General features: G+C 61.9%; 26 protein-coding genes. 16 read left to right on the top strand and 10 right to left on the bottom strand.

The features are described from left to right. Nucleotides 1-21 precede the first annotated feature (21 nt). The 8 genes from AC1DLT_RS29710 to AC1DLT_RS29675 all read right to left on the bottom strand — a co-directional run bounded on the left by AC1DLT_RS29710 (nt 22) and on the right by AC1DLT_RS29675 (nt 9,260). Nucleotides 22-1,626 carry an ABC transporter substrate-binding protein gene (locus tag AC1DLT_RS29710; RefSeq protein ID WP_477489111.1) on the bottom strand — a complete coding sequence of 535 codons (1,605 nt, stop codon included), beginning with the start codon at nt 1,624-1,626 and terminating at the stop codon, nt 22-24. A 373-nt stretch (nt 1,627-1,999) separates the two neighbouring features. Then, nucleotides 2,000-3,112, bottom strand: coding sequence for a sialidase family protein (locus AC1DLT_RS29705; RefSeq protein ID WP_477489110.1), 1,113 nt, complete (start codon nt 3,110-3,112; stop codon nt 2,000-2,002). A gap of 50 nt (nt 3,113-3,162) precedes the next feature. Further along, nucleotides 3,163-4,095, bottom strand: a complete 933-nt coding sequence (locus tag AC1DLT_RS29700; RefSeq protein ID WP_477489109.1) for a carbohydrate ABC transporter permease — start codon at nt 4,093-4,095, stop codon at nt 3,163-3,165. Beyond that, nucleotides 4,092-4,994 (bottom strand): carbohydrate ABC transporter permease, encoded by a 903-nt coding sequence (locus tag AC1DLT_RS29695; protein WP_477489108.1) that lies wholly within the window; start codon nt 4,992-4,994, stop codon nt 4,092-4,094. Before AC1DLT_RS29695 ends, AC1DLT_RS29700 begins: the two co-directional genes overlap by 4 nt. A 10-nt stretch (nt 4,995-5,004) precedes the next feature. After that, on the bottom strand, nt 5,005-6,306 hold the full coding sequence (locus AC1DLT_RS29690) for an extracellular solute-binding protein (RefSeq protein WP_477489107.1): 1,302 nt from the start codon (nt 6,304-6,306) through the stop codon (nt 5,005-5,007). A 31-nt stretch (nt 6,307-6,337) separates the two neighbouring features. Then, a complete protein-coding gene (locus tag AC1DLT_RS29685; RefSeq protein WP_477489106.1) occupies nt 6,338-7,432 on the bottom strand; it encodes an ABC transporter ATP-binding protein in 1,095 nt (364 codons plus the stop codon). 213 nt (nt 7,433-7,645) lie between these two features. Continuing rightward, a complete protein-coding gene (locus tag AC1DLT_RS29680; RefSeq protein ID WP_038546205.1) occupies nt 7,646-8,329 on the bottom strand; it encodes a GntR family transcriptional regulator in 684 nt (227 codons plus the stop codon). A gap of 31 nt (nt 8,330-8,360) precedes the next feature. Then, on the bottom strand, nt 8,361-9,260 hold the full coding sequence (locus AC1DLT_RS29675) for a dihydrodipicolinate synthase family protein (protein ID WP_477489105.1): 900 nt from the start codon (nt 9,258-9,260) through the stop codon (nt 8,361-8,363). A gap of 250 nt (nt 9,261-9,510) precedes the next feature. Here AC1DLT_RS29675 and AC1DLT_RS29670 point away from each other — a divergent pair, with 250 nt between their 5' ends. From AC1DLT_RS29670 to ubiV, 13 genes are all read left to right on the top strand, one after another. Then, a complete protein-coding gene (locus AC1DLT_RS29670) occupies nt 9,511-10,260 on the top strand; it encodes a hypothetical protein (RefSeq protein ID WP_477489104.1) in 750 nt (249 codons plus the stop codon). A gap of 225 nt (nt 10,261-10,485) precedes the next feature. After that, a complete protein-coding gene (locus AC1DLT_RS29665) occupies nt 10,486-11,364 on the top strand; it encodes a dihydrodipicolinate synthase family protein (protein WP_477489103.1) in 879 nt (292 codons plus the stop codon). Between the two features lie 5 nt (nt 11,365-11,369). After that, nucleotides 11,370-12,050 (top strand): GntR family transcriptional regulator, encoded by a 681-nt coding sequence (locus AC1DLT_RS29660; RefSeq protein ID WP_038546214.1) that lies wholly within the window; start codon nt 11,370-11,372, stop codon nt 12,048-12,050. A 50-nt stretch (nt 12,051-12,100) separates the two neighbouring features. Continuing rightward, complete coding sequence (locus tag AC1DLT_RS29655; protein WP_477489102.1) at nt 12,101-13,432, top strand: ABC transporter substrate-binding protein; 1,332 nt, start codon at nt 12,101-12,103, stop codon at nt 13,430-13,432. Then, nucleotides 13,432-14,367, top strand: a complete 936-nt coding sequence (locus AC1DLT_RS29650) for a carbohydrate ABC transporter permease (RefSeq protein ID WP_038546220.1) — start codon at nt 13,432-13,434, stop codon at nt 14,365-14,367. Before AC1DLT_RS29655 ends, AC1DLT_RS29650 begins: the two co-directional genes overlap by 1 nt. Continuing rightward, nucleotides 14,367-15,233 carry a carbohydrate ABC transporter permease gene (locus tag AC1DLT_RS29645; RefSeq protein WP_247135400.1) on the top strand — a complete coding sequence of 289 codons (867 nt, stop codon included), beginning with the start codon at nt 14,367-14,369 and terminating at the stop codon, nt 15,231-15,233. Before AC1DLT_RS29650 ends, AC1DLT_RS29645 begins: the two co-directional genes overlap by 1 nt. A 27-nt stretch (nt 15,234-15,260) precedes the next feature. Further along, nucleotides 15,261-16,319, top strand: a complete 1,059-nt coding sequence (locus AC1DLT_RS29640; RefSeq protein WP_477489101.1) for an ABC transporter ATP-binding protein — start codon at nt 15,261-15,263, stop codon at nt 16,317-16,319. 72 nt (nt 16,320-16,391) lie between these two features. Further along, entirely contained in the window at nt 16,392-17,900 is a 1,509-nt protein-coding gene (locus AC1DLT_RS29635) for a UbiD family decarboxylase (RefSeq protein WP_477489100.1), read from the top strand. 117 nt (nt 17,901-18,017) lie between these two features. Next, complete coding sequence (gene ric / locus AC1DLT_RS29630) at nt 18,018-18,680, top strand: iron-sulfur cluster repair di-iron protein (protein WP_477489099.1); 663 nt, start codon at nt 18,018-18,020, stop codon at nt 18,678-18,680. Between the two features lie 54 nt (nt 18,681-18,734). Next, on the top strand, nt 18,735-19,010 hold the full coding sequence (locus tag AC1DLT_RS29625) for a DUF6522 family protein (protein WP_038546230.1): 276 nt from the start codon (nt 18,735-18,737) through the stop codon (nt 19,008-19,010). Between the two features lie 109 nt (nt 19,011-19,119). Next, nucleotides 19,120-19,629: a ubiquinone anaerobic biosynthesis accessory factor UbiT gene (gene ubiT / locus AC1DLT_RS29620; RefSeq protein ID WP_477489098.1), complete on the top strand. Its 510-nt coding sequence runs from the start codon at nt 19,120-19,122 to the stop codon at nt 19,627-19,629. Further along, nucleotides 19,620-20,597, top strand: a complete 978-nt coding sequence (gene ubiU, locus AC1DLT_RS29615) for a ubiquinone anaerobic biosynthesis protein UbiU (protein ID WP_477489097.1) — start codon at nt 19,620-19,622, stop codon at nt 20,595-20,597. Before ubiT ends, ubiU begins: the two co-directional genes overlap by 10 nt. A 2-nt stretch (nt 20,598-20,599) precedes the next feature. Further along, nucleotides 20,600-21,535 (top strand): ubiquinone anaerobic biosynthesis protein UbiV, encoded by a 936-nt coding sequence (gene ubiV / locus AC1DLT_RS29610; RefSeq protein WP_477489096.1) that lies wholly within the window; start codon nt 20,600-20,602, stop codon nt 21,533-21,535. Nucleotides 21,536-21,555: 20 nt separating this feature from the next. Here ubiV and AC1DLT_RS29605 read toward each other — a convergent pair whose 3' ends face one another. Together AC1DLT_RS29605 and AC1DLT_RS29600 are read right to left on the bottom strand one after the other, a co-directional pair. Continuing rightward, nucleotides 21,556-22,239 (bottom strand): NnrU family protein, encoded by a 684-nt coding sequence (locus AC1DLT_RS29605; RefSeq protein WP_477489095.1) that lies wholly within the window; start codon nt 22,237-22,239, stop codon nt 21,556-21,558. Nucleotides 22,240-22,249: 10 nt separating this feature from the next. Further along, nucleotides 22,250-22,405 carry a hypothetical protein gene (locus AC1DLT_RS29600; RefSeq protein ID WP_167551678.1) on the bottom strand — a complete coding sequence of 52 codons (156 nt, stop codon included), beginning with the start codon at nt 22,403-22,405 and terminating at the stop codon, nt 22,250-22,252. A 121-nt stretch (nt 22,406-22,526) separates the two neighbouring features. On the opposite strand from AC1DLT_RS29600, the gene AC1DLT_RS29595 reads away from it, so the two are divergent. The 3 genes from AC1DLT_RS29595 (at nt 22,527) to AC1DLT_RS29585 (ending at nt 24,065) form a co-directional block, all read left to right on the top strand. Continuing rightward, nucleotides 22,527-23,072 carry a cytochrome c oxidase subunit 3 gene (locus AC1DLT_RS29595; protein ID WP_477489094.1) on the top strand — a complete coding sequence of 182 codons (546 nt, stop codon included), beginning with the start codon at nt 22,527-22,529 and terminating at the stop codon, nt 23,070-23,072. A gap of 9 nt (nt 23,073-23,081) precedes the next feature. Beyond that, entirely contained in the window at nt 23,082-23,354 is a 273-nt protein-coding gene (locus AC1DLT_RS29590; RefSeq protein WP_038546243.1) for a cytochrome C oxidase subunit IV family protein, read from the top strand. A gap of 258 nt (nt 23,355-23,612) precedes the next feature. Then, the gene (locus tag AC1DLT_RS29585; RefSeq protein WP_038546246.1) at nt 23,613-24,065 is read left to right on the top strand and encodes a c-type cytochrome; all 453 of its coding nucleotides are present in this window, start codon (nt 23,613-23,615) and stop codon (nt 24,063-24,065) included. Nucleotides 24,066-24,072 lie beyond the last annotated feature (7 nt).

Here is a 24,072-nt window from a genome sequence, read left to right as displayed (position 1 = left end):
CCACGCCGCGGCAGCCGACGATTATCGTTCTTTCTTGACGGTGCGAAGCTGGGTCGACCAGGACGGGTTCAGTTCGAGACCCTTGATGTCGGCCCGGAAACCGACACTGTCGACCACTTCCGAGAAGGGCTGGATCGCCGGCACCATCTCCGCGTAATAGGTCTGGATGTCCTGGTATTCCTTGATCTGCTTGTCCTTGTTGCCTTCCACGAGAGCATCGTCGATCATCTTGTTGATCTTCTCATCATAGAAGGACGTGCGCCAGCCCTGGAAGTTCGTCAGCTTCGCCTCATCCGCATTGTTGGGATTGTAGACGATGGCGCGGAAGTTCGAGTCCGGATGCGGCAGCTGGCCGCCGCCGCCGCGGCCGACGACAAGCTCATATTTGCGTTCGCGCATCGCGCCGTAGATCTGGTCGCCGGAGCCGGTGACGATCTCCGCCTTGATGCCGGCCTGCGCCAGCGTCGCCTGGATGGCGGTCGCAAGGCTCATGAACGGCACGTCGGAAATGGCGCGCAGCGTGGTCGGGAAGCCGTTCGGATAACCCGCCTCGGCAAGCAGTGCCTTGGCCTTTGCGACATCGAGCTTGTAGCCCGCATTCGGCAAGGCGCCGAAAATGCCCGCCGGAACCGGACGATCGCGCAGCTTGCCGAAATAAGGCAGCACGCTGTCGTTCAGGCCCTGGTAGTCGATGAGATACCGCAGCGCCTCGCGAACCTTCGGCTTCTGGAACTTCTCGTCCTTCATGGAAACGGCGAGATAATAGAAGCCGCTGCCGCCATTCGTCTGGATCTTGACGTCTTTGCTGCTCTCGAGCGCCTTCAGATCGGCTGCGGACATGGAAAAGGCGATGTCGATATCGCCCTTTTCGAGCATCAGCCGCTGGCTCTGCGATTCAGCCAGATGGCGCATCATGATCCGGCGCATGGCCGGCTTCTCACCCCAATATTTCGGGTTCTGCTCGAGCGTGACACGCTCGTTCGACTGCCACTGGCCGAGCGTGAACGGACCGGAGCCGGCGGAGTTGTTGGTGAGCCACGCGGCGCCCATATCGCCGTTCTTGTCGTGCTCCATGACCGCCTTCATGTCCAGGATGGAGCCTGGGCCGACAATCCCGAGCGTCTGCACGATGATCTGCGGATCGACCTTCTTCGGCAGCTTGATGACGACCGTGCCGTCGTCCGGAGCGGTGAAACTTGCGTCGGCATTGGCCGCGGAGAAGCCATGGGTCTTCAGGAACGACGCCTGGGCCAGGTTGAGCTTCATCAGGCGCTTGAAGGACCAGACCACATCCGCCGAAGTGACCGGGTTTCCGGAAGCGAAGGTCGCCCCCTTGCGCAGCTTGAAGGTGATCGAGCCGTTGTCGTCGGCGACCGTCCAGCTTTCCGCCAGCTGCGGATCGACCTGGGCGCGATTGACGGCATCGAGCGCCACAAGGTTATCATATATGTTTGTGAGAACCTGTACGGTCTCCTTGCCGGTGATGGCAGCAGGGTCGAGCGTCAGGATATTGGTCATCGAGAAGCCGACAACCAGCATATTGGGCGGGGTCTCGGCGTGGGCAGGCTGGAAAAGCAGGGTGGAACCGAGCAATACCGGTCCCACTATTCTCAATAGCGGCTTCATGGCCGTCCTCCCTTGGATTGCCGGTCTCCTCCCGGCAGATAGATAATAGCGACCCAAGAGATATGATGTCTTACGACACCTGTCAATCCGAAATGCCGCCTTCTCCACTCGCAGCGCAGTGGCTGAGAGCAGGCACCAGACATGTTTCCGAATGTGCTTTTAGAAGCAGAGGAGGCATCGCATATCAGGATGTATGGCGGCGCGGCATTCGTAACCCTCCCCCTTGAGGGCAGGGTGGCCGGCAGGCGGGAGGGGTTTTTGCGGGGGCGAAGGCCCCTCCCCAACCCCTGCCACAAGGGGGAGGGGCTCCTCGCGCCGCCGCACGTTCCATATGCGATCGCCTGCCGGACGCTGGGCTTAGCCGCGCGGCTGATCAGCCGGCCATGTCGAAAATCGAGGCGGCGATGAAGCGTTCCTGATCGCTGCCGTAGTTGTAGTAATAGACGCTCAGCAGCTTCCCGTCCGGCCTGACGACCGTGCGCGGATAACCGAGGTCGGACATGCCGCCGTCGTCGCGGATGATGATATCCTCGCTCCAGGTCTTGCCCTCGTCGGAACTCACCCGGGCGCGCAGGCCAAAAGGCGCGTCGCGATAACCGAACACAAGCACCAGCCGGCCATCCTTCAACCGGTTCAGCGTCGGCGGATTGCCGGCGTAACCCGTATTCGGCACCGGCCGGCCGATCAATTCCCAGGTCTTGCCCTCGTCGCCGGAGGTATAGGCATCGATCCAGGCCTTGCGGTCCGGCCCGCGGCTTGCCGTCGAGCAGCGCACCAGCGTCAGCACCTTGCCGTTCATCAGCCGGATCGACGCGGGCATGATCGCAAAGCCTTCCGGCTCGTCGCCGACAAAACTTTCGAATGTAAAACTCTTGCCGCCGTCGCGGGCGCGGACGCAGAAGACCTGGCCTTCCTTGCCGTTCGGCTTGGCGGCGCTCAACAGGAAGAGCGCGTCATGCTTGCCGAGCGGCACGATGTCGGTGCGCGCCGATATGCCCGGCAGGCCGAAATCGCCGAGCCGGTAGGGACCGCGCCAGGTCCGCGCCCGGTCGTTCGAGACATAGAACCAGCTGATCGCCCCACCTAGCAGGCCGGTGCGGGCGCACATGACGATCGTTTCAGGATCGGTGAAATCGATCGGCTGGTCGAGCGGGCGAAGGTCCCGGTCGATGTCGATCTTCGGCTGCGCTTCGAGTTCAGGCAGCACATGCTCGTCGCCGGAGAGCGTCTGGCTGCCGGGCACGAAGGCGTTGAACCGCTCGATCGTCCAGGTCTCGCCGCCATCCATGCTGCGGGCCTGCACCGGAATGAACGGCCGGGTTTTGTCGCGCGCATGCAGGTTCTCCGCCTCGCCGCGGAAACCCTGGACAAAGATCGTCACCGCTTCCTCGCCCCAGAGCCACAGGCCGTAATTGGCCGGCCATGCGGCGAATTCGCCCGGTTTGCGGTACACTTCCACGTTCTTGGTCTGATCTGACTTGGCCACAGGCATCCTCCTTGCCGCCGGAGCGGCTCATTCATCTCTTGATTGATCGGTCAGCCCTTGACGCCGCTGGTCACGGCGCCGTCGATCACATGCCGCTGCGCCAGCAGGTAGACGATGATGACCGGCAGGGTGATGAGCGTCGCCATCGCCATGACGACGTTCCAGCGTGCATCCGGCCCGCTCTGCAGCAGCTGCAGGCCGATCTGCAGGGTGGCCATCTCCCTGTGCGAGTTGAGGATAAGCGGCCAGACGAAGTCGTTCCAGGCGCTCTGAAAGCTCAAGACGCCGAGCACGGCGAGCGACGGCCGGGCCAGCGGCAGCAGGATGCGCCGGAAGATTGTGAACGGAGACGCACCGTCGAGCTTGGCGGATTCCTCGTATTCCATCGGGATGCGGGTGAAGAACTGCCGCATCATGAAAATGCCGAAAGGTGTCGCCGCAGTCGGCAGGATCATGCCCCAATAGCTATTGAGAAGGCCGGTGCCGCCATTGCCGAGCCAGTCGTTGCCGCCGGCGAAGGGTATCTTCTGGACGATCAGGAAGACGGGAACGATCTGGCTCTGCGCCGGCACCATCAGCAGGCCGACGACCAGCGCGAAGATCAGGTTGCGGCCGGAAAACTGCATGCGGGCAAGCGCGTAACCGGCCAGCGAGCAGAAGACGAGGTTCGAAACGGTCGAGCCCAGCGCATAGATCAGGCTGTTCACCAGCTGCCGGCCGGCATCCGGCGAGGCCATCGCATCGAGGTAGTTCTGCCATCGCAGCCCGTCCGGAACGAAACTCGGCGGAAACCGGAAGATTTCCTGGTCGCCCTTGAACGAGGTCGAGACCATCCAGAGGAAGGGCATCACGGTGGCGAGCGCTGCAAACAGCAACAGCAGGTAACCGATGACATTCATCACGTCGAAGCGCGGGAACTCCCGGCCACGGCGGCGGGCCATGATCTGTCGTTCCATCGCGGCGGGCTGTGCAAGGTCGGTCATGCGTCTTTCCTCCGCATGATCCGGGTCCCGATGATCGAGAACACCAGGATGGTCAGGAAGAGTATGGTCGACATGGCCGCGCTATAACCGAACTCGGTATAACCGAAGGCCGTCTGGTACATCTGGTAAACCACCGTTTCCGTCGAGCCGAGCGGCCCGCCCTGCGTCATCACATAAATTGCGCCGAACACCTGGAAGGTCTGCACGATCAGGATGATCAGCAGGTAGAAGGTGACGGAACTCAGCATCGGCACGGTGATGCGCAGGAAGATATCCTTGCCCTTCGCCCCATCGAGACGTGCCGCCTCATAGAGGTCGTTCGGGATATCCTGAAGACCGGCCAGATAGATGATCATCGCGGTGCCGAAGTCGCGCCAGATCGCCATGATGATCAGCGCGTTCATCGCAAGGCTCGGGTTCTGAAGCCACGGCTGCGGCGGCAGGCCGACCCGGGTCAGGACACCGTTGAGCGGCCCGGCATAGGGCTCGTAGACATAAGCCCAGACGACAGCGGCCGCGATCAGCGAGGTCAGAACCGGCAGGTAGAAGATCGTCCGGAAAGCCATGCGCCCCGGCACTTTTTGATTGAGCGCGACCGCTGCCAGCAGGCCGAGCAGCATGGTCGGAAAGGTCACGCCGATCGTATAGTGAATCGTGTTGCCGACCGCCTGCTGAAAGCGGGTGTCATTGAACAGCTTGGTATAGTTGTCGAAGCCGATGAAACTCGTCGGCTTCAGGAACGAGACGTCCGTGAAGCTCATCAACAGCGTCGCCACCGCCGGCAGCAGCAGCGACAGGAAGAGGATGACGAGCGCGGGTGCGAGGAATGCGTAGGCGCTCCAGTTCTGATGAAAACTGACCGTTTTGACCGGTCTGGATGTCGAATTCTGAAGCGCCATAACCTGCTCCTCAGCTCTTTTTGAGCAATGCCTGCACTTCGTCCGCGGCCGCCTTCAGCGCCTTGTCGGGCGTGTTCTTCTGGAAAATGACTTCCTGAACGCCACGCGCGACGAGCGTCATCATGCGGGGGAAGACCGGCGTTGCCGGCGCGGTCGGCGGGGCGTAGCTCGCGGTCTTGATGAACTTGGAAAGATAGGGGTCGGCCTGCACGTCCTTGTTCTGCTGGGCGGACTTCAGGGCCGGCACGTTCTTGCTGGCGACCGCGAAGGCGATCTGCTGTTCCGGCGACATCGCAAACTCGACGAGCTTGAGGGCCGCCTCCTGGTTCGGCGCGCCTGCCCGGACGGCGAAGCAGAAGGGATCGACAAGCGATGTGAACCCGCCGCTCTCCTTCGGGAAGGGAACGACGTCGAATTCGACGCCGGCCTTCAACGCGTTATTGGTGGAGTAGTTGCCCGCGATCAGCATCGCGGCGCGTCCCTGGTTGAACGGGTTCGCCATGCCGCCGGGGCCGACGCCGAAACCCGCGTCGGTGATCTTGTCCGTGACGACGAGGTCTTGCAGGAAGGTCAGTGCCTTGACGCCTTCCGGACCGGCAAAACCCGGCGCCGACAGATCCGCCGTCAGCAGCGAACCGCCCGCACCCTGCAGCAGCAGCGTGAAGAGCTCGAAGGCTTCGAGGTCGTTCTGGTAGAGCTGGATGCCGGACACCTGCAGCATGCCGCCGCCGGGGCGCTTGGTGACGGCCTTTGCCCATTCGCGAAGTTCGGCCCAGTTCTGCGGCCCCTTGTCCGGATTGAGGCCCGCTTCGCTGATGAGCTTGCGATTGATGCCAAGACCGCGCGAGGTGCCGTAGAGCGGCATGGAATACTGGCCGCCGTCGGCACGGCCGTAGGCGAGCAGCGAGGGGTCCAGATCGGCCGTCTTTACATTCGGAAGCGCCTTGCCGAGTTCGACGAGCTTCTTGCCTGAAGCATAGGTGAGATTGTAGTCCCAATGCTGAACGATCAGGTCCGGGCCGGTATTGCCGTTGATCGCCGTCAGCATCTTTTCATTGAGCTGCGACGGTTCGGCATAAAGGCTGGATTGCAGCGCGACTTCCGCATGTGCGGCCTTGAAAGCGGCTTCGAGCGCTTCGCCGGCGGCCTTCTTGCTGCCTGCGAGCTGAGACCAGAAAACCAGTTGCTGGTCGGCCGCAAGCGCCCGGCCGGAAGCCGACATCAGGATCGGCAAGCTGGCGAGACCGGCAGCAGTGCCCGACAGAAATGCACGGCGTGTAGGCCTCATGGCATGCATGACATCATTCTTCATCGTAAACTCCTCCCGATTTATCGACGACGATTTAGTTTCGGCTGACCGTAATCCCTGCGGCGTCAAAGACGTGGATGTTCGCCGCATCGCAATAAACGTTCAGCTCCCGGCCCGGCTCGACGACCTGGTCGCCGGCAAACACGCAGGTGAAATTCTGACCCTCGATCGCGCTGTGAACGATCGTCTGGGCACCCAGCCTCTCGACCGATCGCGGCACGACGCCGATCTTCACCAGCGGCTCGCTGCCGGCCGGATGCGGCGCCAGAAATTCCGGGCGAATACCGAGAACGACCTCCTCGCCGATCTTGAGGCGCTTTGCCAGTCCGTCGATCACGATCGTCCCGATGCCGGCAGCCTCGAAGGAATAATATTCGCTTTCGATCGCCTTCACCTTGCTGCGCAACATGTTCATCGGCGGGCTGCCGATGAAGCCGGCGACGAAACGATTGACCGGATTGTGATAGAGGTCCATCGGCCTGCCGACCTGCTCGACGCGGCCGCCGTTCAACACCACGATCCGGTCGGCCATGGTCATCGCCTCCAGCTGGTCATGGGTGACGTAGACCATGGTGGCGCCGAGCTCCTTATGGAGCTGGGTGAGTTCGGTGCGCATCTCAATGCGCAACGCCGCGTCGAGATTGGAAAGCGGCTCGTCCATCAGAAAGATTTTCGGCTTGCGGACGATGGCTCGGGCGATCGCGACGCGCTGCCGCTGGCCACCCGAAAGCTTCGACGGCTTGTCCTTCAGCCGGGTGGAAAGCTGCACCGTGCCGGCGGCCTTCTCGACCTGCTGGCGGATGTCGCCCTTCGAACGGCGCTCCATCTGCAGCGGAAAGGCGATGTTGTCGTAGACACTCATATGCGGATAGAGCGCGTAAGACTGGAACACCATCGCCACGCTCCGCGTACCTGCGGGCCGGCGGGTCACGTCGTCCGCGCCAATTCTGATCGCACCGTCGCTGATCGGATCAAGCCCTGCGATCAGGCGCAGCAGCGTGGACTTGCCGCAACCGGACGGGCCGACGAAAACCGCGAATTCTCCGTCCTCGATGGCAAGCGATACGTCCGTAATGGCGTCGAACGCCCCGTAGCTTTTCGAAACGTTGGATAACTCCAGCCGCGCCAAGCTCGGTCCTCCCTGAATTGCCTCTCCCAAAGCGTCAGATGCCTGACAGCTTCACCATGCAACAAAAATTCGAACCTGTAAACATGTTGTTCGACAACTTCTATGAAAACTGATATGATCAGTTATGCATTAAGAAGGGCGCACATATGGCGATCGGCCGCCAAGATGTATGATGGCCAAGGCAAAACGCCGATAAAATAAAGTGGAAGGTGATCAGAACTCGATCGCCCGTTCACGGGCATGCATGATGTGGCGGTCGATGGCATCGCCTGCCGCATGCGGATCGCGGGATTTGATGGCGTCGATGATCGCCAGATGATCGGCGAAGGCCGGCGGCAGGACCTGCTCGGAAAGGCTGATCCTGTCGAGCTTGATGAGCCGCATGCGGATCGCGTTGACCGCGTAGGCCTGGATCAGCAGATCGTTCTGGGTCGAGTCGACGAGAAGGTTGTGAAATCCGTCGTCGACCTTCTGTCCGCGCTCGAAGACATCCGGCGAGGGAGCATTGCGGACCTCGTCGAGGATCGACTGGTGAAGCCTGGCCTGTTCATCGAGGATAACGTCGGGCATCCGCCTGACGGCCGTCAGCACGGCCTCGCGCTCCAGCGCCATGCGCACCTGGAAAGCCTGGCGGATGATCGAGAGGTCGATCTGGGTGATCTGGATGCCTCGCTGCGGCATGACCACCAGCAGGCCTTCATATTGCAGGCGCGGCAGGAGTTCGCGCAGAGCGCCGATGGAAAGGCCGAGAAGAGCGACGAGCTCCCGCTGGGACACGAACTGGCCGGGCCGGAGCCGGCCATCGAACAGCGCCTCGCGAAACCGCTCATAGGCGACCTGTTTGACCGAGCGAAGGTCTGGCTGTCCAGTGCCGGGCGGTGCAGTAAGTACGCTCATCTGTCTCCTATCGCCGGCGGCACCGGGCGGGTCAAGCAGCGGCGCGATAACCCGTCCGCTCGAATAATTCAATGAGCATAGCACGATCGCACTGGTTGAGAGCAACCAGAGGCGGCACCGCATATGCCAGACTTTCGTCGTTGCGATAATGGGCAAGAGCCGCCTTGAGGGCAACGAGCGATCCGTAGGCATCCACTGCCTCGATGCGCCGCGACTGCTTCTCCAGAAGGCCGGCATCGTCGGGATTGTCGTAAAGCGCCCTCAGATCGCGGGTAAAGACGTTCGGCATGCCGCCGATCATGCCGGCGCCCCCGGCCTTGACGAGCGTGGGCAGAACCCGGTCGTCGCCTGTAAAGACGGCAAGCTCCGGGAAGGACTTCACCAGCATCAACCCGTTGTCGAGATCCCCGGTCGAATCCTTTATCCCGGCGATGCGGCTGCCGTGCCTGCGCAGCAGAGCCGCAATCAGCGGCTGCGTGAAGCGGACCCGGCTGAGCTGCGGGATGTTGTAGAGCACGAGAGCGATTTCCGTATGCGCCTTGGTCCGCTCGATCAGTGCATCGAAGAACGCCGCAACGCCGTCCTCGCTCGCTCCGTAATAGAAGGGCGGCAGGACGAGCGCGGCGCGACAGCCGAGCTCTCCATAGGCAATCAGCGAGGTTACCGCATCGTCGAAACTCGGCGTCATGATCGCCGGCAGCTGACGGCCCATCTCCACCCCGTCCGCCTTTAGTGCCTTGAGAGCTTCGAGCTTCTGAGCGGTCGAAAAAGATGCGCCCTCGCCCGTGGTGCCGAACGTCGAGATGAAGCTGCAGCCATTTGCCAGGAGATAATCGATATGCGCCTTCAGACGGACGGTATCGATACGGAAATCGGCCGTCACCGGCGTGACGGAAGCGGCAACAATGCCTTTCAGCGCAACATTCGACATAAACGGGCCCTCGTTATAGAACTGATATAATCAGTGTAGGTATCAGTCGTCAAATATATATTTACATCAGTCACCAGCTGCGGCATGTTGCGAGCGGGCCTGGCGATGGAGGAGCGAATGCACGACTGCCGTCGGCATATTTTGAAGCGTGCAAAATCCATTGATTTTATTGGGATGCTTGAAAGCTCGGCTATTGGTACTAATTGCGAATGCCCCTGGGCTTCCACCTCAAACCAAGGAAACTGAACCTATGCCGGACATGCCTGCCGACACCCTCCCCGCCCGCCTCGCAAGTGCCATTCGCAATGCCATCCTGTCGAGGACCGTGCTTGATCCGGAGCCCTTTCTCGGGCTGCCGCTGGCGGATGCCTATGCGGTGCAGACGGACGTGTTTCGGGCGCTCGGCCAGCCGTTCAAGGGCGCCAAGCTGACCCTGAAGGGCGATTTCTGCCAGAGCGCACCGCTTCTGTTCGTCAACGAAGAAACCAGCCATGCCCATCAGCCGGGCATCTCGCTGGAGGTGGAACTGGCCTTCGTGCTCGACAAGGATGTCGTGGCCCGCAACGGCGATGTAACCCGCCAGGATATCGTCGACGCGATCGGCTCAGTGCGGATCGGCGTGGAGCTTCTCCGCAGCCGTTACCAGGGCGGCTCCCGGGGCGATCCGGCCCTCGCCGCAGCCGACATGATGAGCAATGTCGGTTACGTCCTCGGACCTCCGCTGGACCGGAGCCTGCTGGACGAAGGCGCATCGATCGGTCAGCTGTCGGTTTTCATCGACGGACAGTCCGGCTTCGACAAGCCCGCGGCGCATTCCGACGGCGATCCGCTGAAGACCATGGTCGTGCTGGCGAACCAGGACCAGCTCTCCTCCTTCTCCATGCTCAAGGCGGGACAGGTGATGACGACGGGCACATTGTGCGGACTGATCCCGGTCGCGGAACCGGGCAGGATCGAAGTCAACATGGGCGGACAGCGGTTCGTCCTCGACCTGCGCTGACGCCAATTTCGGCCTTTTTCGATCAAAAGCAGCTCTCGCGCGCAAGCTCGATATCGAGGTCAACATCTGCGGCATAGGCCAAGTGCAGCTTGCGTGATCGCGCTCGGTAGAGCCGTTCGATCTACGCAAGCGCCCGCACCTCAATTTCAATCAAATTGCCTGATTGACTTCTAACATGTTAGTGTGCGAGCGTCGCGGCAACACTGGGAGGATAAATAGTCTAACATGCGTTTCGGGCTCTCTGTCGCACTCGCGACCCCTTTTGACAAAGACGGCAAGATCGTGCTCGACGCGATGGTCGCCCAAGCTCGCCGCAGCCTCAATGCCGGTTGCGACAGCGTTACGGTTTTTGGCACGACCGGCGAAGGCGCCTCGATCGGCAACGGCGAACGGGAAAAGGTCCTCGCCGCCATGATTTCGGGCGGCATCGCGCCGCGCCAGATCGTAGCAGGTGTTCTCGTAGACGCGGCGGCGGACGCCGCGGAACAGGCCGCACAGGCGCTATCCAAGGGCGCGCGCAACATTCTTCTGGCCCCGCCCTCCTATTTCAAGAATGTCAGCGACGAAGGCCTATTCGGCTGGTTCTCCACCGTATTCGCCCTGCTGGGCGACAAGGCCCGCGACATCATCGTCTACCATATTCCATCGGTGACGATGGTGCCACTGAGCCACGCGCTGATTGGCCGGCTTCGCCAGGCGTTTCCCGGCATCGTCACCGGGGTGAAGGATTCCGGCGGAGAATGGGCCTTTACCGAAAAGCTGCTCAAGGAATATGGCGACCTCATCATCCTGATCGGTGACGAGCGGCATCTGGCTCAAGGCGTACGTCTCGGCGGGCAGGGTGCGATATCCGGCGTCGCGAATTTCGCCCCACGCGAAGTTCGGCGCATGGCCGTGGATGGCGAGGACGATCAGCGGGTCGTCGATCTCGTCGTGGAATTGCTGAAATATCCCGTCATTCCGGCGGTGAAGGTGATGATCGCCCATCTTTCGAACGACCCGTTGTGGCTGACGGTGCGGCCGCCGCTTCTTCGGATCGCTGATGAAGGCCAGCGCCTGTTGGCATCGGCCTTCGACGCTCTGTTCCGTTCGGAGGCTGCCTGAAAGCCATGGATCAGGGGCGTCCCACGGAAAGCCAGGTCGAGGAACAGCCGACGCTGAGGGAGAAGGCCTACGAGAGCTTCACGCGCCACCTTCTGGCCCGTGACGTACGCCCGGGCCAGTTCGTCTCGCAGCGCCGGCTGGTGGAACTGACCGGCCTGACGCTTGGCGCCATCCGTGAACTCGTTCCGCGGCTGGAGGCCGAGGGACTGATCAAGACCGTGCCGCAACGCGGGCTGCAGATCGCCCATATCGACCTCAACCTCATCCGTGAAGCCTTCCAGCTTCGCGTCTTCCTGGAAAAGGAAGCCGTTGCACTGTTCACCCAATCGGCCCCGGACCAGGAAATCGCCAGGCTTTTGAAGGAGCATCGTGAAATCCTGGAGGCGATCCAGGGCGGCAACGACAGCCGTGAGCTGGAGCTGCATGCGCAGGCGGTCGACTGGGGCATGCACGACGCCTTCATCGATGCGCTCGGCAACACCATCATTTCAAACGTCTACCGAGTGAATTCCATCAAGATGCGGCTGATCAGGCAGGAGCGGTTCCGCATCGACGGCCGGGTCGGCCCCGTCATGAGCGAGCATCTGAAAGTGCTCGAAGCGATCGAGCGGCGCTCCGTGGAGGAAGCGGTCGCGGCACTCGTCGCCCATATCAATCACGCGAGGGATCGCGCGATCAGACTTTAAAAAAAGAAGCCGGAGACAAGGGTATCCGGCGCATTAGGAGGAGGAATAGCATGTCATCTTCGTTCTGGAATCCCACCCGCCGCAGCTTCCTGGCCGGCTCGGCGGCGCTTGGTGCCGCCGGACTGGTCGGTTCGCGCCCGGCATCGGCCGCCGTCGACTGGAAGCGCTTCGCCGGCACCACGCTGGAAGTGAATCTCGTCAAAAGCCCGCGCAGCGACACCATCATCAAGTACCTGGCCGAGTTCGAAACGCTGACCGGCATCAAGGTCAATGCCGAAGCCACCCCGGAACAGCAGCAGCGCCAGAAGGCGACGATCGAGCTCTCGTCCGGCAAGCCGAGCTTCGACGTCATCCACCTGAGCTACCATGTCCAGAAGCGCCAGTTCGAAAAGGGCGGCTGGCTTGCCGATATCAGCGGCTTCCTGAAGGATCCGACGCTCACCGACCCGTCGCTGACGGAAAGCGATTTCGCCGAAGCCGGCCTCACCTTTGCCAAGGACAAGGACGGCAAGCTGCGCTCCCTGCCCTTCTCGGTCGACTACTGGATCGTCTACTGGAACAAGGAACTCTTCGAGAAGAAGGGTCTCGCCTACCCGAAAACCTTCGACGAGATGGCGGCGGCGGCCGAAGCGCTGACCGACAAGACCACCAATACCTACGGCTTCGTCGCCCGCGGCCTGAAAAACGCCAACGTTCCGGTGTGGACGGCGCTGATGCTCGGCTACGGCGCTACGGCGCTTGGGCCTGACGGCAAGCTGCGCACGACCTCCGATGAAGCCGTCGAGGCCGCCAAACTCTACCAGCGCCTGATGACCAAGGCGGCCCCCGTCGGGGTCTCCGGCTTCAACTGGGCGGAAGCCCAGTCTGCCTTCCTGCAGGGCAAGATCGGCATGTGGCTGGACGGCGTCGGCTTCGCTCCGCCGCTCGAAGACCCGCAGAAGTCCCGTGTCGTCGGCAAGGTCGGCTACGGCGTTATGCCGAAGGGGCCGAAGGCGCAGGCAGCCGCCACCTTCGGCGACGGCATCGGCGTCACCGCAGCCAGCCAGAAGAAGGAAGCGGCCTATCTGTTCTGCCAGTGGGTCATCTCGAAGGAGATGGGCGCACGCCTGCTGCAGGCCGGCGCCGGCGTTCCCTTCCGCCAGTCGATCCTTGCCGATGCGGAAGTCCGCAAGGGCGTCACCATGCCCAGCGCATGGGTTGATGCAGTTGCCGCTTCCGGCAAGGTCTCGCAGCTTGCGCTGCCGGTCATCATTCCGGTCACCGAATTCCGCGACATCTACGGTGTCGGCCTGACCAACATGATCGGCGGCGCCGACCCGGCAACCGAACTCAAGACGGCAACGGCGCAGTTCGAACCGGTGCTTGCCAAGAGCGAGGGATAATGGCCTCCGTGAGCATCGAAACAGCACGGACGGAAACCGGTAACAAGAGGAGCAAGCCGAGCCGGCTTGCTCCCAACTACTGGCCTTTCGTCGTTCCCGCCCTGGTCGTCATCGGCGCGGTCATCGTCTTCCCCTGGGTTTTCACCCTCTGGATGAGCGTCAACAGCTGGACGCTGGGACAGGCGCAGACCTTCGCCGGACTGGACAACTACATCCGGCTTGCGACCGATTTCCGCTTCTGGGAATCGCTCTGGCACACGCTGATCTTCACGGTGCTGGCGGTCGTGGCGCCGCTTTTCCTCGGCACGCTCGCGGCGCTGATCTTCGATGCTCAATTTCCGGGGAGGGGCTTCCTGCGCGGCGTCTTCGTCATGCCGATGATGGCGACCCCGGTCGCCATCGCCCTCGTCTGGACCATGATGTTCCATCCGCAGCTGGGCGTCCTCAACTATCTGCTGTCGCTGGTGGGCATCGGCCCGCAGGAATGGATCTATAACCGCTACAGCGTCATTCCTTCGCTGGTCCTCGTCGAAACCTGGCAATGGACGCCGCTGATCATGCTGATCGTGCTCGGCGGCCTCGCCTCTCTTCCGCGCGAACCCTATGAAAGCGCGGAGATCGACGGCGCCAACGCCTGGCAAAAATTCCGCTACCTGACGCTTCCGATGATCGCGCCTTTCCTGATGATCGGCGTCATCATCCGTAGCATCGATGCGATCAAGAGCTTCGACATCATCTACGCGATGACGCAAGGGGGGCCGGGCACGGCGTCCGAGACGATCAACATCTACCTCTACAACACCGCCTTCTCCTATTACGACATCGGCTACGGCTCGGCCATGGCGGTCGTCTTCTTCGTCATCATCATCGCGCTCTCTTTCGCGCTGATGATGGTGCGCGCACGGGCAAACTGGTCGGACATGGAGACGCGCTGATGGAACACGCCCTCGTCGAACGCCCCCTCAACAAACGCCCACTCGTCAGACGCAAGACGCTCGATCGCATCGGCCTTCTGTTCGCAGCCCTCGTCATGGTGTCGCCGGTGGTGCTGTTCTTCCTCTGGATGATCTCGCTGTCGCTCAAATACGAAATCGACAACGGTGCCTATCCGCCGATCCTGATCCCGGAAAACTTCGCCTGGTCGAATTATGTGCAGGTGTTCCGCGAGAACAATTTCTTCCTGTATTTCTGGAACTCCGTGCTGGTGACGGGGGCCGCGACGCTGCTGGCGCTCATCATTGGCGTGCCGGCGGGATACGGTATCGCCCGGTTGAAGGCTGAGAAGGCAGCGATCGTCATCATGATCGCCCGCATGACGCCCGGCCTTTCGTTCCTCATTCCGCTCTTCCTCCTGTTCCAGTGGCTGAACCTGCTCGGCACGCTCTTGCCCCAGATCATCATCCATCTGGTCGTCACCGTGCCGATCGTCGTGTGGATCATGATCGGCTATTTCGAGACGACGCCGATGGAATTAGAGGAGGCTGCCAGCATCGATGGCGCAACGCCCTGGCAGGTATTCCGCCTCGTGGCTCTGCCGATCGCCAAGCCCGGCATCGTCGTCGCCTTCATCCTGGCGCTCATCTTCTCCTGGAACAACTTCGTCTTCGGCATCGTTCTCGCAAGCCGCACCACGCGGACGCTGCCCGTTGCCGTCTACAACATGCTTTCCTTCGAACAGGTCAGCTGGGGACCGCTCGCCGCGGCCGCGCTGATCGTCACCCTCCCCGTGCTGGTACTCACCCTGTTCGCCCAGAAGCAGATCGTCGCAGGCCTGACGGCCGGCGCGGTCAAGGGCGGCTGAGCAGGCTCACAAACAGGATCGAATTTCATGGCAACCGTCACCCTTCACAACATCCAGAAGCGCTTCGGCGCGGTCAACGTCATCCAGGACCTGAGCGTCGATATCGCCGACGGGGAGTTCGTGGTTCTCGTCGGTCCGTCGGGCTGCGGCAAGTCCACGCTGCTGCGCATGGTCGCCGGCCTCGAAGAGGTCAGCGGCGGCGAGATCCGCATCGGCGCCCGCGAGGTCAGCAACCTGCCCGCCCGCGACCGCGACATTGCCATGGTATTCCAGAACTACGCGCTCTATCCGCATATGACGGTGGAGGACAACATGGGCTTCGCGCTGAAGCTCAAGCGGGCGAACCCCGCCGATACCGCGGAGCGGGTGAAGAAGGCGGCCGCGATCCTCGGCCTGGAAAACCTGCTTCAACGCTACCCCCGCCAGCTTTCCGGCGGCCAGCGCCAGCGCGTCGCCATGGGCCGGGCGATCGTCCGCAATCCTCAGGTGTTTCTCTTCGACGAGCCCCTCTCGAACCTCGACGCAAAACTGCGCGTGGTGATGCGCAGCGAGATCAAGGCCATGCACCAGCGCATCGGCACGACGACGATCTACGTGACGCACGACCAGATCGAAGCGATGACCATGGCCGACAAGATCGTCGTATTGCATGACGGCAACATCGAACAGGTCGGCGCTCCGCTGGAACTCTACGACCGGCCGGCCAACCTCTTCGTTGCGGGCTTCATCGGTTCGCCGGCCATGAACTTTCTGGACGGCAAGATCGAGGAAGGCGTTTTCCGCACCGAAAAGGGGCTGATCCTGCCGCTTTCCACGGAAGTCTCGCCGGCGAAGGCTGGCGGCCGCCCGCTCGTCTACGGCATCCGGCCGGAACACATCCGCGCCAGCGACCAGGGCATCCAGGGCCGCGCGGCGATCGTCGAAGGCACCGGCTCGGAAATCTTCGCCAAGCTCGATTGCGGCGGCGAGCAGCTCTCCTGCCTTTTCCGCGAGCGCATCGATGTCCGGTTCGGCGACACGGTCGGTATCTCGATCGACGCGAAGCAGGTTCATCTCTTCGACAAGGCGACGGGCCACAGGCTCTGAGTGAGAGCTGGCGGCGTCTGACCATTTGCGCAAGCGCAAAGACAGCCGCTTCTTTCTTCTCAATCTGGGGGCATGAAAGCAGATGCCACAATTCCCCGCCACTACGCCAATCTCCAGGATTTCGTGGCCCTTCTGGAAAGCAGGGGGCGGCTGAAACGGATTTCGCAGCCCGTTTCGCTGGTCCATGAGATCACCGAGATCCATCGACGTGTCCTTGTGGAGCAAGGACCGGCGCTGCTCTTCGAAAAGCCGGTCGATGCCTGTGGCAATACCCTGGCAATTCCGCTGCTTGCCAACCTGTTCGGAACCCGCGAGAGAATAGAGTGGGGCCTCGGGCTCGGAGCCGGCGGCATCACGGGGCTTGCCGATTTCCTGAGCGAATTGCGCGAGCCGCGGCCGCCGAGATCAATGCTCGACGCATGGCGAAAACTTCCGCAGCTAAGGGCGGCGCTCTCGCTGAACCCCCGCTCGGTCTCGCACCCGTCGTGTCAGGAGATCGTCTGGCAAGGCGCCGATATCGATCTCGACCGGCTGCCGATCCAGTCCTGCTGGCCCGGCGAGCCCGCCCCCCTCGTGACCTGGCCGCTGGTGATCACCCAGGCGCCGGACGATCCGGCGGATGTCAATGTCGGCGTCTACCGGATGCAGAAGCTCGGCAAGGACCGGCTGATCATGCGCTGGCTCGCTCATCGTGGCGGCGCTAGACACCACAGGATGTGGCAGGCGCTCGGCCGGGACATGCCGGTGGCGGTGGTCGTCGGCGCCGACCCGGCGACAATCCTAGCCGCCGTCATGCCGCTGCCGGACAAAATGAGCGAGCTGAATTTCGCCGGCGTCCTGAAAGGCAGGCGTCAGGCGGTTGCGCCGGCGTTTTCCGTACCGCTCCCCGTTCCCGCGGAGGCGGAGATCGTGCTCGAGGGCACGATTTCCGCGGAGATGGCGGACGAGGGACCTTATGGCGATCACACCGGCTATTACAACGCCGTCGAAAGCTTCCCGGTGCTTTCCCTTTCGGCGATCACGATGCGCCGCAATCCGATTTATCTTTCCACCTATACCGGACGACCGCCGGATGAGCCGTCCAGGCTGGGCGAAGCCATGAACGAGATCTTCATCCCGCTGGTCAGGCGTCAGTTCCCGGAGATCAGGGATCTTTGGCTGCCACCGGAGGCCTGTTCCTATCGGACCATGGTGGTTTCGATCGACAAGCGTTATCCGGGCCATGCCCGACGGATCATGATGGGCCTCTGGTCCATGCTGCCGCAGTTCAGCTACACCAAGCTGATCATCGTGGTCGATCCGGACATCGATGTGCGAAGCTGGCCGGATATCATGTGGGCGATTTCCACCCGTTTCGATGCCGGCCGCGACCTCATGGTGGTCGACAACACGCCGATCGACTACCTCGACTTCGCCTCTCCGCGGCCGGGTCTCGGCGGCAAGCTTGGGCTGGATGCCACGACCAAGATCGGTTCCGAGACGGCTCGGGAATGGGGCCGGGTTCTCGAAATGTCCCCCGAAATCATCGAGAAGGTCGACCGGATATGGCCATCGCTCGGCCTCGACGAGGCCTTGCCATGACAAATCATTTGCAGAGCGCCGAGCCGCAAAAGCTGTCCGCCGGCCAATGATGCCGACGCCAGTACGATCCTGAAACCATCATCGACCCCCGAAACCATCATCGACGAGGAGTACATCATGACCGAAATTGTTCCAGACACGACAGTCGCAGCAATCGCCACGGAACTGCCGGGAGCCGCTGAGCTCTTCCGCCGTCACGGCATCAGCTTCTGCTGCGGCGGCGACATACCACTCTCCATGGCCGCCGAACAGGCGGGTCTCGTACCTGCCGCGCTGATCGCCGATCTCAAGGCCCTCCAACAGGCATCGGGACGGGATGCGCCGCAGGAAACATTGGCGTTGATCTCGCACATTCTCACGAGATATCACGCCGCCCATCGCGAGGAACTGGATTGGCTCATTCCTCTCGCTCAAAAAGTCGAGCGGGTGCACGGTAACCACCCTTCCGCCCCGATCGGCCTTTCCGGGACATTGGCACAGCTCCGCGATGAACTGGAAAGCCATATGATCAAGGAGGAGCAGGTGCTCTTTCCGATGATGCAGCACGGCGGCAGCCGAATGATTGCCCATCCGATCGCCGAAATGCGAAACGAACACGAAGACGAAGCGCAGCATCTGCAGACGATCGAGCACGTGACGCGCGGCCTCACCCTGCCCGAGGGTGCCTGCAGATCCTGGACGGCGCTCTATACGGGGCTGCGCAAATTCACCGACGATCTTGTCGTCCATATGCATCTCGAAAACGAAGTGCTGTTTCCAAGATTTCAATCGGTATCGTAGAACGTAGAGAAAGCAGCAAACCTTGCCGCAACACCGTCGATCTGAGGAAGAGCGATGCATATCGAACGCGACCCGAACGGCGACTTCATCCTGGAATCCGGCGAGATTGCCGGTCGGTTCGGGCTGTCTCGCGACGATTTCCGGCAGAGAATCCGCCAGGGCCTCGTGACAAGCACGGTCGAGCGTGGCGAAGCTGAGGATATCGGAACGTCCCGCCTGAGCGTTCGTCTCGGAAACCGCGTCTGGCGCGCCGTCCTCAACAACGAAGGCGAGGTTCAGAACGAGGCCGTGACCTTCGTCCGCGGGAGAGGCCGATCCGGCGGATCCTGACGCCGCGCACCGGCCTCTCAAAGAACCATCGTTCCTCTTTGCGCTGGCTCAAGCACGGTCGCTCCCGCAATCGATAGCCTGTGCCTGCATTGCAGCAGGACGCATGAACATGGAATTTCCCCGCGCACTCGCCATCCCCTTGGCCTACATGCCGCTTGCCGCGATCGAGCGAGCGGCAGGGCTGCTGTTTCAGCGCGTCCTGAAAGAACATCCCGACCTGTTCGAGCGGCTGGGCGAGTACAAGGCGAAACGCTTTGCTTTTCTTCCGAGCGACCTGCCGCTCGCCTTCATCGTGGAACCGGCCGGGCCATCCATCCGCGTCATCCGGAAATCGGCGATGCAGGACCTCGCCGATGCCTCCGTCGAAGGGCCGCTCTTCCTGCTGCTTGCCCTGCTCGAAGGCCGCTGCGATGCCGACGCGCTGTTCTTCTCCCGCGATCTCTCCGTCACCGGCGACATGGAAGCCATGCTTGCGATGCGCAATGCCCTCGATGGCGCCGACATCGATCTGCCGCGCGACCTGTCGAGGCTTGCCGGCCCTCTTGCGCCCCTCTTCGGAAAGATGGGCCGGGATATCCGCCGCCGCGCACTGAACGAAGAGACTTCCCGATGGAACTGATCTGCCCGGCCGGAACGCCGGCGGCCTTTCGCGAAGCCGTCGATGCAGGTGCCGACGCCGTCTATTGCGGCTTCCGCGACGAAACCAATGCCCGCAATTTTCCCGGCCTCAATTTCAGCCGCGAGGAATTGCGCGAGGCGATCGCCTATGCCCGCCGGCATGGCACCCAGACCTTCGTCGCCCTCAACACCTTCATGCGCGCCGGAGACGAGGAGATCTGGTACCGCGCCGCCGCCGATGCCGTTGCTCTTGGGGTCGATGCGCTGATCCTTGCCGATTTCGGGCTCATGGCACATGTGGCTGAACGCTATCCCGAGCAGCGGCTGCATGTCTCGGTCCAGGCCTCCGCCTCGAACGTCGACGCGATCAATTTCCTCGTCGATGCCTTCCATGCTAAGCGGATCGTCCTGCCGCGAACGCTCACCATCGCCGACATCGCCCGCATCGCGCCGCAGATCCGCTGCGAGATCGAGGTCTTCGTCTTCGGCGGGCTCTGCGTCATGGCCGAGGGCCGCTGTTCGCTCTCCTCCTACGCGACGGGGAAGTCGCCCAACATGAACGGCGTCTGCTCGCCGGCAAGCCATGTGCGTTATCGCCAGGAAGGCACGGAACTGGTGTCCGAACTCGGCGACTACACGATCAACCGCTTCCCAGCCGGCGAAGCGGCCGGTTACCCCACCCTGTGCAAGGGTCGTTTCGATATCGCCGACAGCCCCGCCTACGCATTCGAAGACCCGGTTTCCCTGGATGTCATGGGCGAGATCGACGCGCTTTCGGCGGCAGGGGTCAGCGCCTTGAAGATCGAAGGCCGTCAGCGCGGCAAGGCGTATGTCGCCGAAGTCGTTTCGACCCTGAAAAGGGCCCTGTCGGCTGGACCGGAGCAACGAAAAGCGCTGCTGATGCGCCTGCGTGGCCTCAGCGAAGGCCAGAAGACCACGTCGGGCGCCTATGAGAAGCGCTGGAGATGAACATGCACCGCACCACTTCGCCCTCCCTGACGATGGGACCCGTCTATTATCTCTGGGACGGCCCCAAATGGCGCGATTTTCATTTTCGCATCGCCGATGAGGCGCCGGTAGATCGCGTACTGATTGGCGAAACCGTCTGTTCCAAGCGGCAGCATTTCATCGAACCGCATATCGCCGAGGTGATCGAGAGGTTGGAAACCGCGGGCAAGACCGTAGTCCTCTCGACGCTGTCGCTCGTCACCCTGGAGCGCGAGAGCCGGCAGATCCGCGATCTCGTCGCCGACAGCGAACATGCAATCGAGGCCAACGACCTTTCCGCCCTCGGATTGCTGAATGGCAGGCCCCACAGCATCGGCCCCCTGGTCAACGTCTACAACGCGCCGACCGCCAGGCTGCTGGCCGGCCGGGGCGCGTCCAGCATCTGCCTGCCGCCGGAATTGCCTTTCACATCGGTCGAGAAGATCGTCGCCGACGCGCCCGCAATCGCATTCGAGGTCTTCGCCTTCGGCCGCATGCCGCTCGCCATCTCGGCGCGATGCGCTCATGCGAGATCCAAGGGCAAGATCAAGGACAATTGCCAGTTCGTCTGCGGCGAAGATCCGGACGGCCTGCCGGTGAAGACCCTTGACCGGCAATCCTTCCTCGCGCTCAACGGCGTGCAGACCGTTTCCCACACCTGCCAGGCCCTGCCGGGTGATCTCGCCAGCCTCGCGGCATGCGGTATCTCGGCGATCCGCCTGTCGCCGCAGGACTGCGACATGGTGGCGGTCGCAAAGCTCTACCGCGCCGTGCTCGATAACGCATTGGACGCGGACGAGGCGATCATGCTGCTGCGCGAAATCTATCCCACCGCTGCTTTGTCGAACGGTTTTCATCATGCCCGCGAAGGCGCTGCATGGGTCGCGCGTGCCCGCGACACGGCCCATGGTCGAGCTTGAGCACTTGCCTTGCGAGGCGATCAGGCGCCAAGAAACAGAAGCGGATCCGCGCCCACCAAAGCCGCATATCCCCCACCGAGAAGCCAGACGAGCAACGCAGTCGTGCAAAGCATGGCGGCGGCCATCGGCATGTCAAATGTAATTACAGCCTTACTATTTATCGCCGCTGCGAACGGAATGACGGAAGTCTGCGACGAGGCCGTCGGCCAAGTTGGCCCCAGCGATCGACGGGCCCTCTTTTCGAGCATGAACAAGCCGCCGGCGGAAAAGGCGGCGAAGCCGCAGAACAGAAGCAGCGAACGCAGATCTCCGTTTGGAGGAATGTGCCCGACCGACCAGCAAAGAAAACCCCAGAGAACCGGATGGCGCGTGACGGCCACGATCGCATCCGGCTCGCCTCCCTTGCGGAAGGAAATCGAGAAGGGATTGCGGCTGAAGAGACCGGCAAGGACCAGGAAAAGCCCGATCGGTGAAAGTACGAAGGCAGGCCAGGCCTGCCACGGCCTCGGTTGCCAGATTTCCACGTAATCGAGGCTCATAGCGGACAGGAAGAGCCAGGCCAGAGCCGCGGTCGAGATGGTCGAATAGGCGGCGATATAGCTTCCATGCCCCATCCATCCGATCAGCGCGCCGCGAATCTTCGGGACTGCGGGCAAGGAATGCAGGGCGATGAAGGCTATGAACGCCAGCAGAAACCGCAGCATGGCACGGCCGCTACTGTTGCCAGAAGAGAACGCCCGCGATGGCGACGGAAAAGACGACCGCCGCCAGCGAGCTGTAGCCCTGCAGGACACCCATCCGTTTCAGGGCGATGGCGAATATGACAATGATCGGGGCGGCCATCAGAAGGCCGACTTGTGCATCAGACATGGCAAATCCTTGGTTTGCCGTCATCCTAACCTCTCTATCTGCCGTTTCTTTGCGATATGACAAAGAGCCGGATCTGTATTGCCTCCATTTTCCGCGGCGGAAGAATACCGGAGGTTTCGGAATGGCGGCGATCTCGACCAGCGAAGAGAGGGATGAAGGCGGCGACCTTCTTCTCTGGGTGCTCGTCTGGGGCGAGCTTGCGGCGTTCGGTATCCTGCTGACCGGCTATGTCGTCACGTCCATGCTGCATCCGGAAAGCTTTGCGCTCGCCAGGCTCCACCTCGCACCGCGGCTGGCGGGGCTCAATACAGTCGTGCTGCTGGCGAGCAGCTGGCAAGCGGCGCTTGCCGCCAGCTCCCAGGGAAAACCTCGCCGGCAGCGCCTGTTCCTGCTCGGCGCAGCATTCCTGGGTTTGCTCTTCGTCGCTCTCAAATTGACCGAGTACAGTTCCGAATGGGCAGCGGCAGGGGAGGAGAACCTGCAGAGCTTTTTCGAACTCTACTTTCTCATCACCGGCTTCCACCTCGCCCATGTTGCGTTCGTTGCCGTCCTCTTCGTATTGGCGGCGATCAGGCTGGAACGGTCGACGATCGTCACGCTGACGACCATCTGGCACGTCATCGACATCGTCTGGCTGGTGATGTTTCCACTGATCTACCTGAGCTAGGAGGCCGGAATGGACGGTTCGAAACTCTTCGGCAGCGCCAATTGGGTGATGATGCTCGGCATCGTCGGCGCATTGATCGCTGCACAATGGAAGCATGAGGTGATACCGGCAGCGGCACTTGCCGTCATCCTCCTCATGGCCATTGCAAAGATACGGCTCATCGTGCTCGACTTCATGGACCTGCGGGGGATGCGACCCAATCTGGCCCGAGCGCTGATGATCTGGCCTATCTTCTTCTCGGCCCTCTCGCTGGGCAAGGTCGTACTGATGGCCATTCTTTAGGTTCAGTTCTCACCTGCACTTTCCCCTCCGGCACCTGCCTGATCTCAGGCCGGTCCATGGTTGCCCGCGCGCCATCGGGAAAGCTAACGCTTACCTTTCAAAAAATAGCGGACCCCGCAGGGCAACGCTTTTTTGTTTGGTAAATCGCAAAGAGCGGCTCCGGAAAACCCCTCATAGAAGCTTCACGGGTCGTCGTCCGCTTTTCGCGGATGTGGCCCGTAGCAACCCGCAAGGCATCCGCACAAAGGGGACATGAGGATGGCAGAACGCCTCACAAAGACCGGGGCTCGTAACGTCTTTTACGGCGGCTCCGCGTTCTTCTTCGTAATCTTTCTCGGGCTTACCGCCCACAGCCACTACTACATGCGAACCACGTCCACAGACGAGAGCACGCTCACGGATTCCGTCGCGCGCGGCAAACATGTCTGGGAAAAGAACGCCTGTATCAACTGCCATACGATCCTCGGGGAAGGCGCCTATTTCGCCCCCGAGCTCGGCAATGTGTGGAAACGCTGGGGCGGCGACACCGACCCGGACACGGCCCGCGCGACGCTGAAGGCCTGGATGGCCGCGCAGCCGAGCGGCATCGAAGGCAGGCGGCAGATGCCGCAGTTCAACCTCACGGAACGTGAACTCGACGACCTGGCCAACTTCCTCGAATGGACGAGCAGGATCAAGACCCAGAACTGGCCGCCGAACGACGCCGGCTGATCTCACG

The organism is Neorhizobium sp. 05N33 (assembly GCF_056397445.1).
This window is presented reverse-complemented; position numbering and strand designations above follow the sequence as displayed.

Bases quoted from the DNA above. Each gene is read 5' to 3' on its own strand.
- AC1DLT_RS29710 (WP_477489111.1), bottom strand. From the start codon at position 1,626: ATGAAGCCGCTATTGAGAATAGTGGGACCGGTATTGCTCGGTTCCACC.
- AC1DLT_RS29700 (WP_477489109.1), bottom strand. From the start codon at position 4,095: ATGACCGACCTTGCACAGCCCGCCGCGATGGAACGACAGATCATGGCC.
- AC1DLT_RS29695 (WP_477489108.1), bottom strand. From the start codon at position 4,994: ATGGCGCTTCAGAATTCGACATCCAGACCGGTCAAAACGGTCAGTTTT.
- AC1DLT_RS29690 (WP_477489107.1), bottom strand. From the start codon at position 6,306: ATGAAGAATGATGTCATGCATGCCATGAGGCCTACACGCCGTGCATTT.
- AC1DLT_RS29680 (WP_038546205.1), bottom strand. From the start codon at position 8,329: ATGAGCGTACTTACTGCACCGCCCGGCACTGGACAGCCAGACCTTCGC.
- AC1DLT_RS29675 (WP_477489105.1), bottom strand. From the start codon at position 9,260: ATGTCGAATGTTGCGCTGAAAGGCATTGTTGCCGCTTCCGTCACGCCG.
- AC1DLT_RS29670 (WP_477489104.1), top strand. From the start codon at position 9,511: ATGCCGGACATGCCTGCCGACACCCTCCCCGCCCGCCTCGCAAGTGCC.
- AC1DLT_RS29665 (WP_477489103.1), top strand. From the start codon at position 10,486: ATGCGTTTCGGGCTCTCTGTCGCACTCGCGACCCCTTTTGACAAAGAC.
- AC1DLT_RS29660 (WP_038546214.1), top strand. From the start codon at position 11,370: ATGGATCAGGGGCGTCCCACGGAAAGCCAGGTCGAGGAACAGCCGACG.
- AC1DLT_RS29655 (WP_477489102.1), top strand. From the start codon at position 12,101: ATGTCATCTTCGTTCTGGAATCCCACCCGCCGCAGCTTCCTGGCCGGC.
- AC1DLT_RS29650 (WP_038546220.1), top strand. From the start codon at position 13,432: ATGGCCTCCGTGAGCATCGAAACAGCACGGACGGAAACCGGTAACAAG.
- AC1DLT_RS29645 (WP_247135400.1), top strand. From the start codon at position 14,367: ATGGAACACGCCCTCGTCGAACGCCCCCTCAACAAACGCCCACTCGTC.
- AC1DLT_RS29640 (WP_477489101.1), top strand. From the start codon at position 15,261: ATGGCAACCGTCACCCTTCACAACATCCAGAAGCGCTTCGGCGCGGTC.
- AC1DLT_RS29635 (WP_477489100.1), top strand. From the start codon at position 16,392: ATGAAAGCAGATGCCACAATTCCCCGCCACTACGCCAATCTCCAGGAT.
- ric (WP_477489099.1), top strand. From the start codon at position 18,018: ATGACCGAAATTGTTCCAGACACGACAGTCGCAGCAATCGCCACGGAA.
- AC1DLT_RS29625 (WP_038546230.1), top strand. From the start codon at position 18,735: ATGCATATCGAACGCGACCCGAACGGCGACTTCATCCTGGAATCCGGC.
- ubiT (WP_477489098.1), top strand. From the start codon at position 19,120: ATGGAATTTCCCCGCGCACTCGCCATCCCCTTGGCCTACATGCCGCTT.
- ubiU (WP_477489097.1), top strand. From the start codon at position 19,620: ATGGAACTGATCTGCCCGGCCGGAACGCCGGCGGCCTTTCGCGAAGCC.
- ubiV (WP_477489096.1), top strand. From the start codon at position 20,600: ATGCACCGCACCACTTCGCCCTCCCTGACGATGGGACCCGTCTATTAT.
- AC1DLT_RS29605 (WP_477489095.1), bottom strand. From the start codon at position 22,239: ATGCTGCGGTTTCTGCTGGCGTTCATAGCCTTCATCGCCCTGCATTCC.
- AC1DLT_RS29600 (WP_167551678.1), bottom strand. From the start codon at position 22,405: ATGTCTGATGCACAAGTCGGCCTTCTGATGGCCGCCCCGATCATTGTC.
- AC1DLT_RS29595 (WP_477489094.1), top strand. From the start codon at position 22,527: ATGGCGGCGATCTCGACCAGCGAAGAGAGGGATGAAGGCGGCGACCTT.
- AC1DLT_RS29590 (WP_038546243.1), top strand. From the start codon at position 23,082: ATGGACGGTTCGAAACTCTTCGGCAGCGCCAATTGGGTGATGATGCTC.
- AC1DLT_RS29585 (WP_038546246.1), top strand. From the start codon at position 23,613: ATGGCAGAACGCCTCACAAAGACCGGGGCTCGTAACGTCTTTTACGGC.